Here is a 16,066-nt window from a genome sequence, read left to right as displayed (position 1 = left end):
AGCAGGGTCAGCGAGAGGGGAGGGCGCAGGAGATGAGTTCCAGCGCACCTGCCCCGAACGCTTCGGGCGCCGCAGGCGCATCGGTCCATAACGCTTCGGTGCACAACCAGGGACGCGATGCCGCGGACCGCACCCCGACAGGGCACCATGGGTCGATGCGCGACGACGAGGGAGCGGCCCAGCAGGGGGTCATCGGCACGCTCGTCGGCCGCGCGGTCGACGGCGACGCGCAGGCCACGCACGACCTCCTCGCGCACGTCCACCCCCTCGCCATCCGGTACTGCCGCACCCGGCTGTCCCGGCTGCCCGGCGACGCCCGGCACTTCGTCGAGGACCTCGCCCAGGAAGTCTGCGTCGCGGTCCTGCTCGCGCTGCCGCGCTACAAGGACACCGGCCGGCCCTTCGAGGCCTTCGTCTTCGCCATCGCCGCCCACAAGGTCGCCGACCTCCAGCGCGCGGCGATGCGCGGCCCCGGCTCGACGGCCGTGCCGTCCGACGAGATGCCGGAGCGGCCCGACGACTCCCTCGGCCCCGAGGAGCGCGCCCTGCTCAGCAGCGACGCCGAGTGGGCCAAGAAACTCCTCGCGAACCTCCCGGAGAACCAGCGGGAGCTGCTGCTCCTGCGCATCGCCGTCGGCCTCACCGCCGAGGAGACCGGGCAGATGTTGGGCATGTCACCCGGGGCCGTGCGCGTCGCGCAGCACCGGGCGCTGAGCCGCCTGCGCGCGCTCGCCGAGCAGTAGCACACCACCCGGGCCCGGTACGTGGGAACGTACAAAGAAGTCCGATGATCTTGCTCGTGGAATGAGACACGTCCGTAGGCCGTTAGCATGGACACCCGCACCGATCAAGGCCATTTGGAGAAGGTGTCATGACTGCGAACGTCGAAGGCGTGCCCGGTAAATTCGCGACTCTCGGGCTGACCTACGACGACGTGCTGCTGCTGCCCGGCGCGTCGGAGGTCCTCCCGAACGCGGTCGACACCTCGTCCCGCATCTCGCGCAACGTGCGGGTGAACATCCCGCTGCTGTCCGCCGCGATGGACAAGGTGACCGAGGCCCGCATGGCGATCGCCATGGCCCGCCAGGGCGGCGTCGGCGTGCTGCACCGCAACCTCTCGGTCGAGGACCAGGTCAACCAGGTCGACCTCGTGAAGCGCTCCGAGTCCGGCATGGTCACCGACCCGATCACCGTGCACCCCGACGCGACGCTGGCCGAGGCCGACGCGCTGTGCGCGAAGTTCCGCATCTCCGGCGTCCCGGTGACCGACCCGGCGGGCAAGCTGCTCGGCATCGTCACCAACCGCGACATGGCGTTCGAGAACGACCGCGGCCGCCAGGTCCGCGAGGTCATGACGCCGATGCCGCTGGTCACCGGCAAGGTCGGCATCTCCGGCGTCGACGCCATGGAGCTGCTGCGCCGCCACAAGATCGAGAAGCTGCCGCTGGTCGACGACGCGGGCGTGCTCAAGGGCCTCATCACCGTCAAGGACTTCAAGAAGGCCGAGCAGTACCCGAACGCGGCGAAGGACGCCGAGGGCCGCCTCCTCGTCGGCGCCGCCGTGGGCGCGAGCCCCGAGGCGCTGGAGCGGGCCCAGGCGCTGGCCGCCGCCGGTGCCGACTTCCTCATCGTCGACACCTCGCACGGCCACAACAGCAACGCGCTGAGCTGGATGTCCAAGATCAAGTCCGCGGTGGACGTGGACGTGATCGGCGGCAACGTGGCGACCCGCGACGGCGCCCAGGCGCTCATCGACGCCGGTGTCGACGGCGTCAAGGTGGGCGTCGGCCCGGGCTCCATCTGCACCACCCGCGTCGTCGCCGGCATCGGCGTCCCGCAGGTCACGGCGATCTACGAGGCGGCGGTCGCGGCCCGCGCGGCCGGTGTCCCGGTCATCGGCGACGGCGGCCTCCAGTACTCCGGCGACATCGGCAAGGCGCTCGCCGCCGGCGCCGACACGGTGATGCTCGGCTCGCTGCTCGCGGGCTGCGAGGAGTCGCCGGGCGAGCTGATGTTCATCAACGGCAAGCAGTTCAAGTCGTACCGCGGCATGGGCTCGCTGGGCGCCATGCAGTCCCGCGGCCAGGGCCGGTCCTACTCCAAGGACCGCTACTTCCAGGCCGAGGTCGCCTCCGACGACAAGCTCGTGCCCGAGGGCATCGAGGGCCAGGTGCCCTACCGCGGTCCGCTGGCCAACGTGCTGCACCAGCTCGTCGGCGGTCTGCGCCAGACCATGGGCTACGTCGGCGCCGCCACCATCGACGAGATGGAGTCCAAGGGCCGCTTCGTGCGCATCACGTCCGCGGGCCTCAAGGAGAGCCACCCGCACGACATCCAGATGACGGTCGAGGCACCGAACTACAGCCGGAAGTAATCGCAGGTCATCGCAGGAGGGGCCGCCCCGAGATCACCAGGGCGGCCCCTCTCACGCGTGTCGGGGATACTGGACACGCAGACCAAGAGGGAAAGGCCCCACATCGTGACTGAGATCGAGATCGGGCGCGGCAAGCGCGGCCGCCGTGCGTACGCGTTCGACGACATCGCCGTCGTGCCGAGCCGGCGCACCCGCGACCCGAAGGAGGTCTCGATCGCCTGGCAGATCGACGCCTACCGCTTCGAGCTGCCGTTCCTGGCAGCGCCCATGGACTCCGTCGTCTCCCCGGCGACCGCGATCCGCATCGGTGAGCTGGGCGGCCTCGGCGTGCTCAACCTCGAAGGACTGTGGACCCGGTACGAGGACCCGCAGCCGCTGCTCGACGAGATCGCCGAGCTTCAGCCGGAGGCCGCCACGGCCCGCCTCCAGGAGATCTACGCGGCGCCGATCCAGGCCGAGCTGATCAAGCAGCGGATCAAGGAGGTGCGCGACTCCGGCGTCGTCACCGCCGCCGCGCTTTCCCCGCAGCGCACCGCCGAGTTCTCCAAGGCCGTGGTGGACGCGGGCGTCGACATCTTCGTGATCCGCGGGACCACGGTCTCCGCCGAGCACGTGTCCGGCGCCGCCGAGCCGCTGAACCTGAAGCAGTTCATCTACGAGCTGGACGTCCCGGTGATCGTCGGCGGCTGCGCCACGTACACCGCCGCGCTGCACCTGATGCGGACCGGCGCGGCCGGTGTGCTGGTCGGCTTCGGCGGCGGCGCCGCCCACACCACGCGCAACGTGCTGGGCATCCAGGTCCCGATGGCGACCGCCGTCGCCGACGTCGCCGCGGCCCGCCGCGACTACATGGACGAGTCCGGCGGCCGCTACGTGCACGTCATCGCCGACGGCGGCGTCGGCTGGTCCGGCGACCTGCCGAAGGCCATCGCCTGCGGTGCCGACTCCGTGATGATGGGGTCGCCGCTGGCCCGCGCCACGGACGCGCCCGGCCGCGGTCACCACTGGGGCATGGAGGCCGTCCACGAGGACGTGCCGCGCGGCAAGAAGGTCGACCTCGGCACGGTCGGCACGACGGAGGAGATCCTCACCGGTCCCTCGCACATCCCCGACGGGTCGATGAACTTCTTCGGCGCCCTGAAGCGGGCCATGGCGACCACCGGCTACAGCGAGCTCAAGGAGTTCCAGCGGGTCGAGGTCACGGTCGCGGACTCGCAGCACCGCCGCTGACCCGCGCGCACGACACGCACGAAGGGCCGGGCCCCGCCGATCGGACGGCGGGGCCCGGCCCTTCGCGCACGCGGTGGCGGATGCGTCAGGAAGCGGCCTTCCGGGCCGACCCGAACGCGGCGAAGGCGCCGACCAGTATGAACGCGTACTCCTTGAAGTCCGCGGCTTCCTTCCAGGCGCTGTTGATGTCACCGAAGTGGTCGGTGAGCGCCGTGAGGAACGAGATGTGCGCCATGTCGCCGAGGTACATCGCGATGCCGGTGATCTGGCCCAGGTACACGGCGACGAGCGAGATCGCGGCGCACAGGACGGGCACCAGCGGGTTGCGCCCGCCGACCTTGCCGCCGACGAGGCCGACGACGAAGCCGACCCCGATGGCCGCGTAACCGATCTCGTGGTCGGTGGCCTTCATGATCGCGCCGTAGGCCCAGGCCAGGACGAGGCCGGCGACCACGGCGGCGACGATGCCGAGCGCCACGTTGCCGCCGCCGCCCACCGGCCGGGCCGGCGGGAAGCCGCCCGAACCGGCCTGCTGCTGCGGGAACGGCGCGTACTGCTGCTGCGGCTGGCCGGGCTGCTGCGGGTAGCCGTGACCCGGCTGCTTCGCCTGGCCGGCGGCGGGCGCCGACTGCGCGTACGGATTCCCGTCCTGCGGCTGTGGCTGCGGTGGCTGCTGCGGCTGGGTCATGCGGTCCCCCTGGAGTGTGAACGTGGGCACGTATGTGCCCGGAGGGGCCGCACAGTAGCAGTCAGAGGCGATGGGCCGCTCCGGCCGGGGTCGCACCCCTGGTGTCCAGCAGCAACTGGGCTTTCACGGACAGGCCCTGGAGGTCGTACGTGCGGTGGTGCTGGAGCAGGATCGTCAGGTCGGCGTCGGCCGCGGCCTCGTAGAGGGAGTCGGCGCGCGGCACCGGCCGGTCCAGGACGTTCCAGGACGGGACGAAGGGGTCGTGGTAGCTGACGGCGGCGCCGAGCTGCATCAGCCGGGTCGCGATCTCCTCGGCCGGTGCGCCCTGCCGGTCGGCGAGGTCCGGCTTGTAGGTGACGCCGAGCAGCAGGACGCGGGCGCCGCGGGCCGACTTGCCGTGCTCGTTGAGGAGGGCGGCGGCGCGCTGGACCACGTATCCCGGCATGTGGTGGTTGACCTGGCGGGCCAGTTCGACCAGGCGCAGCGGGCGGGTGGGCAGGTGGGGCGAGGTGAGGTCCTGGGCGAGCGCGTGGCCGCCGACGCCGGGGCCGGGGCGGAACGCCTGGAAGCCGAAGGGCTTGGTCTCCGCGCAGCGGATGACGTCCCACAGGTCGACGCCGAGGTCGTGGCAGAGCACCGCCATCTCGTTGACCAGGGCGATGTTGACGTGCCGGTAGTTGGTCTCCAGGAGGTGGACCGTCTCCGCCTCGCGCAGCCCGCGCGCGCGGACCACCTTGTCGGTGAGGCGGCTGTAGAAGGTGGCCGCCGACTCCGTGCAGGCCGGGGTGTGGCCGCCGATCACCCGGGGGGTGGCGGAGTAGGGGCGGGCGCGCTGGCCGGCGTCGATCCGGCCCGGCGCGTGGGCCAGGTGGAAGTCGCGGCCCGCGCGCAGCCCGGAACCCTCCTCCAGCAGCGGCAGCAGCGTGTTCTCCGTGGTGCCCGGCGGCACCGGGGACTCGACGACCACCGTGGTGTGCGGGCGCAGGTGCGCGGCGAGGGTGCGGGTCGCCTCGATCACCGGGGCGAGGGAGGGGCTGCCGTCCGCGCCGGGCGGGGTAGGGGCGCAGACGACCGCGGTGCGGACGCGGGCCAGTTCGGCGGGGTTCGCGGTGGGGCGGAAGCCCGCGGCGAGCATCCGGCGGACGTCGGCGGCGGTCAGGGCCGCGGCGTCGCCGTCGCAGGGGAGCCGGCCGGCGGCCAGGTCCCGGGCGCGGGCGGGGTCGTGGCCGACGGTCGCGATCCTGGCGGCGACGGCGGCCTGGGCGAGCGGCAGGCCGAGGTGGCCGAGGCCGACGACGGCGAGGTCAGCGGGCATGGCGGTGGCCGTCCTTCCCGGGAGGCGGACCGGCGTTAGCCGGAGCGGGACGTGAGCGCAAGCCCTGTGGACAGAACGGGCGAGCGCACAGTCAGACTAGGAGTAAATATGACCGATATGCCTCATTGCGCCGCCGCGAGTCGAGGCATGTCGCGGGCCCCGCGGAAGGTTGTCCACAGGCTGAGGTCTGCTGGTGGCCGTAATCGGGCAGGAGGGTCAGAATCGGGAACGGGCCGGTATCTCCCGGGACCACGCAGCACCAGCCGGTGAGGCCGGCGCCGACGACAGCGGGAGGCAGCAGTGAAGGCAGCGACACTGGGACCCGAGCAGCGCGCGCAGGCTCTGGCGGCGATGGCCGAACGGGAGCTGGACATCCTCGTGGTGGGCGCGGGAGTGGTCGGCGCGGGCACCGCGCTCGACGCCGTGACCCGCGGCCTGTCCACCGGGCTCGTGGAGGCCCGGGACTGGGCGTCCGGCACGTCGAGCCGGTCGAGCAAGCTGATCCACGGCGGGCTCAGGTACCTGGAGATGCTGGACTTCACCCTCGTCCGGGAGGCGCTCAAGGAGCGCGGGCTGCTCCTGGAGCGGCTCGCGCCGCACCTCGTGAAGCCGGTGCCGTTCCTGTACCCGCTCCAGCACAAGGGCTGGGAGCGGCTCTACGCCGGATCGGGCGTCGCCCTGTACGACGCGATGTCCATGGCGCGGGGGCACGGGCGCGGGCTGCCCACGCACCGGCACCTGTCGCGCAAGCACGCGCTGCGCGTCGCGCCGGCCCTGAAGAAGGACGCCCTGGTCGGGGCGTTGCAGTACTACGACGCGCAGATGGACGACGCCCGCTATGTCGCCACGCTGGTGCGCACCGCCGCCATGTACGGCGCCCAGGCCGCGAACCGGGCGCGGGTCACCGGGTTCCTGCGCGAGGGCGAGCGGGTCGTCGGCGCGCGCGTGCAGGACGTGGAGGGCGGCGGCGAGTACGAGATCCGCGCCCGCCAGATCGTCAACGCCACGGGCGTGTGGACCGACGACACCCAGGCCCTGGTCGGGGAGCGCGGGCAGTTCCACGTGCGGGCGTCCAAGGGCATCCACCTCGTCGTGCCGAAGGACCGGATCAACTCGTCGACCGGGCTGATCCTGCGTACCGAGAAGAGCGTGCTGTTCGTCATCCCCTGGGGGCGGCACTGGATCGTGGGCACCACGGACACCGACTGGGACCTCGACAAGGCCCACCCGGCGGCGTCCAGCGCCGACATCGACTACCTGCTGGAGCATGTGAACTCGGTGCTGGGCGTGCCGCTCACCCGCGACGACGTGCAGGGGGTGTACGCGGGGCTGCGGCCCCTGCTCGCCGGGGAGTCCGACGCCACCAGCAAGCTGTCCCGCGAGCACACCGTGGCGCACCCCGTGCCCGGGCTCGTCGTCGTCGCGGGCGGCAAGTACACGACGTACCGGGTGATGGCCAAGGACGCGGTCGACGAGGCGGTGCGCGCCCTCGACCAGCGGGTCGCCGAGTGCGTCACCGAGGACGTGCCGCTGATCGGGGCGGAGGGCTACCGGGCGCTGTGGAACGCGCGGGCGCGGATCGCCGCCCGCACCGGACTGCACGTGGTGCGCGTCGAGCACCTGCTCAACCGGTACGGGGCGCTGGCCGAGGAGGTCCTCGACCTCGTCGCGGGCGACCCCGGGCTCGGCGCGCCGCTGGGCGGGGCCGACGACTACCTGCGGGCCGAGGTCGTCTACGCCGCCTCGCACGAGGGCGCCCGGCACCTCGACGACGTGCTGACGCGGCGGACCCGCATCTCCATCGAGACCTTCGACCGGGGCACCCGCTCCGCACGGGAGGCCGCCGAGCTGATGGCGCCGGTGCTCGGCTGGGACAAGGACCAGGTGGAGCGGGAGGTCGAGCACTACGAGAAGCGGGTGCAGGCCGAGCGGGAGTCGCAGTTGCAGCCCGACGACCTGACCGCCGACGCGGCCCGGCTGGGGGCGCCGGACATCGCGCCGCTGGCGTAGAGGGCACCGCGGGGCCGCCCCCCGGCGCGGGGTGCGGCCGTAACGGCCCTGGGTGGATGCCGTGTTGAGCTCCCCGGGGCCTTGCCCTCGCCGACGCGCGGGGGAAGAGTGGGCGTGCGGCGGGGCGGCGAACTGCGGTGAGCTGGCCGGATTCAGGCACAGAAGGGGCGTGGCCACGGGTATGGCCAGGAGTGTCCAGAGTGCGCGCGTGACGGTCCGTCCGCTCCCGCGGCCCCGTGGGCGGGGCGGTCCCGAGCAGGTGGTCCGAGGGGTGACCCTGGGCGTCAAGTGGTCCCGGTGTGAGGGACAATGAAGGTTCTGTCAGGGCGGGTTGCAGAGGGGACGCATGTCGGACGCGGAGCGGGCGGGCGAAACCCGTCAGGACAAGAGCACTCGTCAGGACTCTCCCGTGTCGGACGGGGTCGGGACCGGTGCCGAGTCCGCAGCGGGCGCCGAGGCCGCGAGTGCGTCGCGGGGCGCCGAGGGCCGGCTGCTCGCCGGCCGCTACCGGCTGGGCGCGGTACTCGGCCGCGGCGGCATGGGCACGGTGTGGCGGGCCAAGGACGAGACCCTGGGCCGCACGGTCGCGGTCAAGGAACTGCGCTTCCCGACCAGCATCGACGACGAGGAGAAGCGCCGGCTCGTCACGCGGACGCTGCGCGAGGCGAAGGCGATCGCCCGGATCCGCAACAGCGGCGCGGTGACGGTCTACGACGTCGTCGACGAGGACGACCGGCCCTGGATCGTGATGGAGCTGGTCGAGGGCAAGTCCCTCGCCGAGGCCGTCCGTGAGGACGGTCTGCTCGAACCGAAGCGGGCGGCCGAGGTCGGTCTCGCCATCCTCGACGTGCTGCGCTCCGCGCACCGCGAGGGCATCCTGCACCGCGACGTGAAGCCCTCGAACGTGCTGATCGCCGAGGACGGCCGGGTCGTGCTCACCGACTTCGGCATCGCGCAGGTGGAGGGCGACCCCTCGATCACGTCCACCGGCATGCTGGTCGGCGCCCCCTCGTACATCTCTCCGGAGCGCGCCCGCGGCCACAAGCCCGGACCCGCCGCCGACCTGTGGTCCCTCGGCGGCCTGCTCTACGCCTCGGTCGAGGGCGTGCCCCCGTACGACAAGGGGTCGGCGATCGCGACCCTGACCGCCGTGATGACCGAGCCGGTCGACCCGCCGACCAACGCGGGACCGCTCGCCCCGGTGATCTACGGACTGCTCGCCAAGGACCCCGCGCAGCGGCTCGACGACGCGGGCGCCCGGGCGCTGCTCAACGACGTGATCCACGCGCCGGAGCCGAAGGCCGTCCCCGCGCCGGAGCCGGTCGAGGCGACCAAGGTCGTCCCGCTGCCGCCGCTGCCGCCCGAGGACAAGAAGCGCTCGGGGGCGGCGGGTCCGGCTGCCGCCGGGGCCGCCGCGGGGGCCGTCGCCGCCAGGAGCGGGGAGGCAGCCGAGCGGCTGCGCGGCGCGCTCACCTCGGTGCGCAAGGCCGCCGCCACGGCCGTCACGGAGCGGTCGGCCGGCGCGTCGCCGGGCGCCCCGGCGAAGCGGGCCGCGATCACGGACGTCGTGCCGCGCCGCACCCTGCTGATCGCCGCGGTGGTGGCCGCGCTCCTCGTGGTCGGCACCGTGCTGGCCCTCACGCTGGGCGGCGGGGACGACGGGGGCGGCAAGGCGGGCGGCGACAGCGGCACGTCCTCCGCCGGTACCGGCGGCACCGACAGCGACAAGAGCGGCAAGAGCGGCAAGGACGACAAGAGCGGTACGGACGGCAAGGGCGACGACAGCGGCAAGAGCGACGACAAGGACGGCAAGGGCGCCGGTGGCGGCCCGAGTTCGTCCGCGTCGCGGAGCGCGTCGGAGTCGGCGGACGACGACTCCTCCTCCGGCAAGGGCTCCGGCACGGCCGCCGCGACGACGTACCGGCACAGCCAGGGCTTCAAGATCGGCCTGCCCACGGGCTGGAAGTACACGTCCACCAGCGCCGCGGGCGCCCGCTTCACCGGCCCCAAGGGGCAGAAGCTGCTGGTCGGCTGGACCAGCACGCCCAAGTCCGACCCGGTGGCCGACTGGCGCGCCCAGGAGCGGTACATGCGCCGCTCGGAGTACCACCGCATACGCATAGCCGCGGTGGACTACCGGGGCTGGAACACGGCCGACTGGGAGTTCACCTATTCCGACGGGGGCACGAAGTACCGGTCCGTGGACCGCGGGTTCGTGGTGAGCGGCTCGCAGGGGTACGGGCTGATGTACACCGCGAAGGACGCCGACTGGGACGGTGCGCTGCGCAAGTCCACCTGGAAGACCTTTACCCAGAGCTTTACGCCCAGGTCCTGAGCCGCCCGCAAGTCCTGAACCCTCTCCCTCGACGCCGTTCGGCACGTATCGTGAGTGCTTGCGAACCGTACGCAGCCGTATGTCGGCGCATCAGTACGGGTAACAGGTCGCAAAGCGAACGGATTTGACCGGCGGGCGGAGCGCGGGAGGCATCGTGGACGAGTACGCGGGACGGGTGCTCGCCGACCGGTACCGCCTGCCGCTGCCAGCCGCCGACGCCTACGACACCACGCGGTCGTGGGCCTCCCGCGCCTTCGACACGTACAGCGGGCAGGAAGTCCTGGTCCGGCAGGTCCCGTTGCCCGAGGTCGTCGAGGCCGAGGTGCTCGACGCGGACGGACTGCCGGAGGGGTTTCGGCCCGGAGCACCGCCGGCGCGCCCGTCGGCCGAGCCGTCCGTGGCCCGCGCCATCGAGGCCGCGCAGGCCGCCGCCCAGATACCCGACCACCCCCGGCTCGACCAGGTCTTCGACGTGTTCGCCGAGGGCGGGTCGCTGTGGGTCGTGAGCGAGGTCGTCGCGGCCCGGCCGCTCGCCGCGCTGCTCGCCCAGGGGCCGCTGAGCCCCTACCGCGCCGCCGAGCTGGCCGCCGACGTCCTGACCGCCCTGCGGGCGCTGCACGCGCACGGCTGGGTGCACCGGAACATCACCGCGCGCACCGTGCTCGTCTGTGACGACGGGCGGGTGGTCCTCACCGGGCTCGCGGCCGGCGCCGCGGAGGAGGCCCTGTGCGGCTACGACCCGCGCCCGGCCCCGGAGCCCGAGGCGGACCCGGAGCCGGACCCGGAGCCCGCCCCCGCGCCGGAGCCCGCGCGGCCCGTCCTGACCAAGCCGCCCGCGCCCGCCGCCGCCCCCGCGATCGAGTCCGGTGACTTCCGGGCCGCCCGCGCCGGGGCGATCGCCGCCTACCGGGCCGGGGCGCGGGCCGCCGCGGGCCGGACCACGCGCCAGATCGCCGGCCCGGCCGCGGACCCGGCGACCGGCCCCGCCGCGGGCCGGGAGGCCGGACCGGCCGCCGGGAGCCCCCCGGGCCAGGTCGACGATCCCTACGGCGTACGGGACTCCTGGCACGGCGCCACCCGGCGGCCCGTCACCGAGGGCCCGGCCGAGCCCGCCCCGCCCGTGCAGCCCACGCGGTGGAACGAGCTGATACCCGGCGCCGAGCCCGCCCCCGGCACGGATGCCCCCGGCACGGACGCCCCAGGCACGGACGGACCCGAACCGGCCGCGGGCGCCGTCCGCAGGCCCGCAGGGCGCCCCGCGCTCACCACCCTCGACGCCGAGCGCGCCCGGCAGGTCCGCATGACCGTCGTCGGGCCCGTCACCGAACGCTGGGCGCCCGAGCAGGCCTACCCGGTGCAGGAGAGCTGGCAGCTCGCCGCGCCCGTCGGGCCCGCCACCGACCTCTGGGCCCTCGGGGCGCTGCTCTTCCGCGCCGTGCAGGGGCACGCTCCCTACCCGGAGGAGTCCACGGCCGAGCTGGTGCAGATGGTGTGCGCCGAACCGCCCGCGTTCGCCGAGGAGTGCGGGCCGCTGCGGCCCGTCGTGGAGTCCCTGCTGCGCCAGGACCCCACCGAGCGGCTCGACTTCGAGGACCTGCGGGGCTGGCTGCGGTCCCTGGTGCGCTCCGCGCCCGAACCGGAGGCCGGGACCCAGGTCGTGCCCGCGCCCGCCTACGACGCGACCCGGCTGCCGATCAAGCGCCGCCGCGGCGAACTGGTGCGCAGGCGGCGCGGGGCGCGGACGGCCGGCCGCCACGGGGCCCGGCACAAGCGCGGCCGCGACGACCGGATGCCCCGGCCCGTCGAGGAGACCCGCGCGCCCAAGGCCCCCCGCGCGCCGAAACCGCCCCGCCCGGCCCGGGTCGCCGCGCCGCCGCCCCGGGCCGCCCGCGAGTCCGCGCCCCGGCGGCCCCGCTCGCTCGGCAGGCTCCTCGTCACCCTCGTGCTGCTCGGGCTCGCCGGCGCGCTCACGTACGCCATGGTGTTCATGCCGAAGTCCGGCACCGGCGACGGCAGCGGCACCCGGGAGAACGCCAACTCGGTGGGCGGCGCGCCCCGCCCCTCCGAGAAGAGCCGCGAGCCGTCGACCCCCGCACTCTCGAAGTCGCCCAAGGGCCACAGCAGTTCCAAGCCGTCCTCGACCCAGCCGCAGTCCGACGTCGCCGCCGGGTTCACCCTGCGCAAGGACGCCGAGGGCTTCGAGGTCGCCGTCGCCAAGGGCTGGCAGCGCGCGGGGAAGAACGGGCGGGGCCAGGTCGTCTACGCGCAGGGCGACTTCGAGCTGCTCGTCGTCCCCGGGCGCGACTCCACGGCCACGTACGGCCGCGACCCGATGAAGTACCAGCGCGAGGACGAGCGCGAGCTCCAGCCGTTCCGCGACTCGACCTGGGCCACCTCCAGCGGCATGAAGACCATCGACGTGGGCGGGCGGACCATGGCCGAGGGGCAGTTCACCTGGCAGGGCGGCGACGGCCGGCAGGTGTACGTGCGCAATCTCGCCATGGTCGTCGGCGGCAAGTACCACGTCGTGCAGGTGCGCGGACCCGAGGCCGAGCGCGACGAGGTGTCGCGCCTGTTCGACCAGGCGTCCTCCACGTACCAGTACGGGGGTTGAGCACCCCCCGCGGGTATCCGGCGGGTACGCCGGGGCGACGGGAAGGTGAACGCGACACGCGTCACAGTGCGGTCTCCATGGGCCCCCGCCTGTTCCTTGGGCGCCCCCTCCTCCCTAGGGTGGCCCCGTCAAGACCTTTGCGGGGGAACGTGAATCAGATGCAGGGCCAGCTCCTCGCGGGCCGCTACCGGCTCGGAGAATCGATAGGCCGCGGTGGCATGGGCCGCGTCTGGCGGGCGCACGACGAGGTCCTGCACCGCTCGGTCGCCGTGAAGGAACTGACGGCCGCTCAATGGGTGTCCGAGGCCGACCGCGCCCCGCTCCTGGCCCGCACGCAGACGGAGGCGCGGGCCGCCGCCCGCATCAACCACCCGGCGGTCGTGACCGTGCACGACGTGCTGGAGCACGACGACCGGCCGTGGATCGTCATGGAGCTGGTCGAGGGCCCCTCGCTCGCCGACGCCGTCAAGGAGCACGGACGGATCGTCCCCGCGGAAGCGGCCCGGATCGGCCTGTGGACGCTGCGGGCCCTGCGCGCCGCGCACCGGGCCGGAGTGCTGCACCGCGACGTGAAGCCCGGAAACGTCCTGCTCGCGCACGACGGCAGCGTCAAGCTCACCGACTTCGGCATCGCGCAGGTCGAGGGCGACTCCACCCTCACCCGCACCGGCGAGATCGTCGGCTCCGTGGACTACCTGGCGCCGGAGCGGGTCAGCGGCTCCGCGCCGGGCCCCGCCTCCGACCTGTGGGCGCTGGGCGCCACCCTGTACACGGCCGTGGAGGGACGCTCGCCGTTCCGCCGCACCTCGCCGCTGAGCACCATGCAGGCCGTGGTCGAGGACGAGCCCGAGACCCCCGGGCACGCGGGCGAGCTGGGGCCGGTCATCGCCGCGCTGCTGCGCAAGGAACCGGCGGCGCGGCCCGGCCCCGACGAGGCCGAGATGATGCTCGCCGAGGTCGCCGAGGGGCGCCGCACCAGCGGGGCCCAGGCGTACGTACCGACGCAGGTGCACCCGTCGGCGCCGACGCACGCCACCGCAGTGCCCACCGCGGCGCCCACCGCGCCGACGCACGCGGCGGCGCCCCTGCCTCGGCCGCCCGTCCAGCACACCACGACGTCGACGGCCACCGGCGCCCGGCAGCGGCACTGGCCGCAGTGGGTCGCGGGCGTGGTCGCCGCGCTGCTCGTCGGGGGCGGCGGCGCGTTCGGCGTGATCACCTACCTGGACCACCGGGACTCCGGCACGTCCTCGCGGCAGGACGCGGGCGGCGACGGCGGCACCGGCGCCACCGCGTCGCAGAGCCCGACGCCCTCCGGATCCGCGACGGGGTCCGCGCGGCCCGGCACCGGCGGCATCCCGGCGGACTGGAAGCAGGTGGACGACCCCGCCGGGTTCAGCCTGATGCTGCCGCCCGGCTGGCACCGCCTCGACTCCAGCAAGGAGACCCAGATCGACTACGGGCCCGGCGACGGGCAGCGCTTCGTGCGCGTCGGCATCGAGACGGACTCCGACTGGCCGGACGCCTACCAGCACCAGCTGGACCTGGAGAAGGTCCTCCAGAAGTCGCTGCCCGACTACCGCCGGGTGTCCTTGCAGGAGAACACCTTCCGGGACCGGCCCGGCGCCCTGTGGGACTTCACCTGGACCGGCGGCTCCCACGACACGGCGAGCGGACCGCGCCGGGCCATCGAGGAGACGTACACGGCCGACAGCGGCACCGAGTACGCCCTCTACCTGTCCGCCCCGGCGGGCGAGTGGCCGAGCGCCCGCGAGCAGTTCGACAACATCCGCAAGGGCTGGCGGCCCGCCGGATAGCGCCCCCGCCCCCTGACCGGAACCTTCCCCTCAATCCGGACACCCGTGCGGCATGATGGGGCGCATGGGGACCGAGGGGGTCAACGCCCGTGTGATCGGCGGGCGTTACCGGTTTGAGGCCAGGATCGGCCGTGGCGGCATGGGCGTCGTGTGGCGGGCGACCGACACCCTGCTCGGACGGGAGGTCGCCGTCAAGGAACTCGGCCTCGACGAGAACCTGCCGGCGGACGACGCGCGCCAGCAGCGCGAGCGGATGCTGCGCGAGGCGCGGGCCGTCGCCCAGCTGCGGCACCCCAACATCATCGTCGTCCACGACGTCGTCCTGCACGACGAACACCCCTACATCGTCATGGAGTTGATCGAGGGCGGCTCGCTCGCCGACCGGATCGCCCGGCAGGGCCCGGTGGAGGCCACCGAGGCCGCCCGGATCGGGCTCGCGCTCCTCGGCGCGCTGCGCGTCGCCCACGCCGCCGGAGTGCTGCACCGCGACCTCAAACCGGCGAACGTCCTCCTGGAGGCCGGCCGCGTCGTCCTCACCGACTTCGGGATCGCGCAGGTCGAGGGGGCCGCCACCCTCACCGAGACCGGCGGCTTCGTCGGCTCGCCCGAGTACACCGCGCCCGAGCGGATGGCGGGCGAGCGGGCCGGCACGGGCGCCGACCTGTGGTCGCTCGGCGTGCTGCTCCTCGCCGTCCTCACCGGCGAATCACCGTTCCGCCGCGACTCCCTGGGCGGCATCCTGCACGCGGTCGTCTACGAGGACATCCGGCCGCCCGCCGCGGCCGAACCGCTGCTCCCGGTGATCCAGGGCCTGCTCCAGCGCGAACCGCACCGGCGCCTGGGCCTCGACGAGGCCGAGCGGCTGCTGCGCGCGTTCGTCGCCACCGGCGCCACCCCGCAGCCCGCCGTGCCCCACGGGTTCCAGCCGTCCCGCGCCCTGTACACGCCGACCCGGCTCGACCGGCCCCCGGCGACCGCCCGGCGCGGGCCCTCGACCCGGGTGCTGCTCGTCGCGGCGGCGCTCGTCGCGGCCGTCGCGGGCGCCGGGATCGCGGTCGCCGTGCTGCTGCCCCGGCAGGACACGGGCGACAACGCGCCACCGGAGGGCACCGCCTCGGCGTCGCCCCGGCCGTCCGCGTCCGGGCCGGGGTCCGCGGCGGGGTCCGGCGCGCCCACGCCGACCGTCACCGTCACCCGCCGGGAGACCCGCACCGCGACCCCGCGCGCCTCCGCCCCCGCCGGATACCGCATCGTCGAGGACGGCCGGGGGTTCCGGCTCGCCGTGCCCGACGGCTTCGTCCGGCAGCTCCAGGGGCCGCGGACCTTCTACATGTCACCGGACAAGACCTTCCGCATCGGCATCAAGGTGGCGGACACCGAGAGCGGCGGGCCGGGCGCGGTGCAGCGCCGGTCGGCCGCCGACGGGCCGAGGAACAACCCCGGCTACCGGGCGGGGAAGGTCACCGACACCACCCACGACGGGCGCGCCGCGGCGCTGTGGGAGTTCACCTGGAACGGCTTCAGCACGGCCGAGGGCCCCCGGCACACCGTCGACCTGTGCTGGGAACAGGGCGGCCGGATGTACGACGTGTGGGTCTCGGCGCCGGTCGCCGAGGCCGGCCAGGGACGGGCCCACTTCGACGCGGCGGTCGACACGTTCGTGCCCACCGCGGGGGACTGACC

The 16,066-nt window shown here is 74.1% G+C and carries 10 protein-coding genes; 8 read left to right on the top strand and 2 right to left on the bottom strand.

Annotated elements, in window-relative coordinates; genetic code table 11:
* Window positions 1-155 precede the first annotated feature (155 nt).
* From ACIP5K_RS02960 to ACIP5K_RS02950, 3 genes are all read left to right on the top strand, one after another.
* A complete protein-coding gene (locus ACIP5K_RS02960; RefSeq protein ID WP_351452910.1) occupies window positions 156-743 on the top strand; it encodes a sigma-70 family RNA polymerase sigma factor in 588 nt (195 codons plus the stop codon).
* A 128-nt stretch (window positions 744-871) separates the two neighbouring features.
* Entirely contained in the window at window positions 872-2,374 is a 1,503-nt protein-coding gene (guaB, locus tag ACIP5K_RS02955; RefSeq protein WP_401404317.1) for an IMP dehydrogenase, read from the top strand.
* A gap of 105 nt (window positions 2,375-2,479) precedes the next feature.
* On the top strand, window positions 2,480-3,604 hold the full coding sequence (locus ACIP5K_RS02950; RefSeq protein ID WP_401404315.1) for a GuaB3 family IMP dehydrogenase-related protein: 1,125 nt from the start codon (window positions 2,480-2,482) through the stop codon (window positions 3,602-3,604).
* Window positions 3,605-3,689: 85 nt separating this feature from the next.
* Here ACIP5K_RS02950 and ACIP5K_RS02945 read toward each other — a convergent pair whose 3' ends face one another.
* Window positions 3,690-4,292 carry a hypothetical protein gene (locus tag ACIP5K_RS02945; protein WP_401404313.1) on the bottom strand — a complete coding sequence of 201 codons (603 nt, stop codon included), beginning with the start codon at window positions 4,290-4,292 and terminating at the stop codon, window positions 3,690-3,692.
* Between the two features lie 61 nt (window positions 4,293-4,353).
* Window positions 4,354-5,607, bottom strand: coding sequence for a nucleotide sugar dehydrogenase (locus ACIP5K_RS02940; protein WP_401404311.1), 1,254 nt, complete (start codon window positions 5,605-5,607; stop codon window positions 4,354-4,356).
* A 300-nt stretch (window positions 5,608-5,907) separates the two neighbouring features.
* On the opposite strand from ACIP5K_RS02940, the gene ACIP5K_RS02935 reads away from it, so the two are divergent.
* The 5 genes from ACIP5K_RS02935 (at window position 5,908) to ACIP5K_RS02915 (ending at window position 16,064) form a co-directional block, all read left to right on the top strand.
* The gene (locus ACIP5K_RS02935) at window positions 5,908-7,617 is read left to right on the top strand and encodes a glycerol-3-phosphate dehydrogenase/oxidase (RefSeq protein WP_401404309.1); all 1,710 of its coding nucleotides are present in this window, start codon (window positions 5,908-5,910) and stop codon (window positions 7,615-7,617) included.
* A 346-nt stretch (window positions 7,618-7,963) separates the two neighbouring features.
* A complete protein-coding gene (locus tag ACIP5K_RS02930) occupies window positions 7,964-9,952 on the top strand; it encodes a serine/threonine-protein kinase (protein WP_401404307.1) in 1,989 nt (662 codons plus the stop codon).
* Between the two features lie 154 nt (window positions 9,953-10,106).
* A complete protein-coding gene (locus tag ACIP5K_RS02925; protein ID WP_401404305.1) occupies window positions 10,107-12,566 on the top strand; it encodes a protein kinase in 2,460 nt (819 codons plus the stop codon).
* 158 nt (window positions 12,567-12,724) lie between these two features.
* Window positions 12,725-14,383, top strand: coding sequence for a serine/threonine-protein kinase (locus ACIP5K_RS02920; protein WP_401404303.1), 1,659 nt, complete (start codon window positions 12,725-12,727; stop codon window positions 14,381-14,383).
* A 64-nt stretch (window positions 14,384-14,447) separates the two neighbouring features.
* Window positions 14,448-16,064 (top strand): serine/threonine-protein kinase, encoded by a 1,617-nt coding sequence (locus ACIP5K_RS02915; RefSeq protein ID WP_401404302.1) that lies wholly within the window; start codon window positions 14,448-14,450, stop codon window positions 16,062-16,064.
* Window positions 16,065-16,066 lie beyond the last annotated feature (2 nt).

This window comes from Streptomyces sp. NPDC088785, assembly GCF_044750685.1.
GTDB lineage: Bacteria > Actinomycetota > Actinomycetes > Streptomycetales > Streptomycetaceae > Streptomyces.
This window is presented reverse-complemented; position numbering and strand designations above follow the sequence as displayed.

What these genes read in the sequence shown, in the direction of transcription:
- ACIP5K_RS02940 (WP_401404311.1), bottom strand. Translation starts at nt 5,607, where the DNA reads ATGCCCGCTGACCTCGCCGTCGTCGGCCTCGGCCACCTCGGCCTGCCG.
- ACIP5K_RS02930 (WP_401404307.1), top strand. Translation starts at nt 7,964, where the DNA reads ATGTCGGACGCGGAGCGGGCGGGCGAAACCCGTCAGGACAAGAGCACT.
- guaB (WP_401404317.1), top strand. Translation starts at nt 872, where the DNA reads ATGACTGCGAACGTCGAAGGCGTGCCCGGTAAATTCGCGACTCTCGGG.
- ACIP5K_RS02960 (WP_351452910.1), top strand. Translation starts at nt 156, where the DNA reads ATGCGCGACGACGAGGGAGCGGCCCAGCAGGGGGTCATCGGCACGCTC.
- ACIP5K_RS02920 (WP_401404303.1), top strand. Translation starts at nt 12,725, where the DNA reads ATGCAGGGCCAGCTCCTCGCGGGCCGCTACCGGCTCGGAGAATCGATA.
- ACIP5K_RS02915 (WP_401404302.1), top strand. Translation starts at nt 14,448, where the DNA reads ATGGGGACCGAGGGGGTCAACGCCCGTGTGATCGGCGGGCGTTACCGG.
- ACIP5K_RS02945 (WP_401404313.1), bottom strand. Translation starts at nt 4,292, where the DNA reads ATGACCCAGCCGCAGCAGCCACCGCAGCCACAGCCGCAGGACGGGAAT.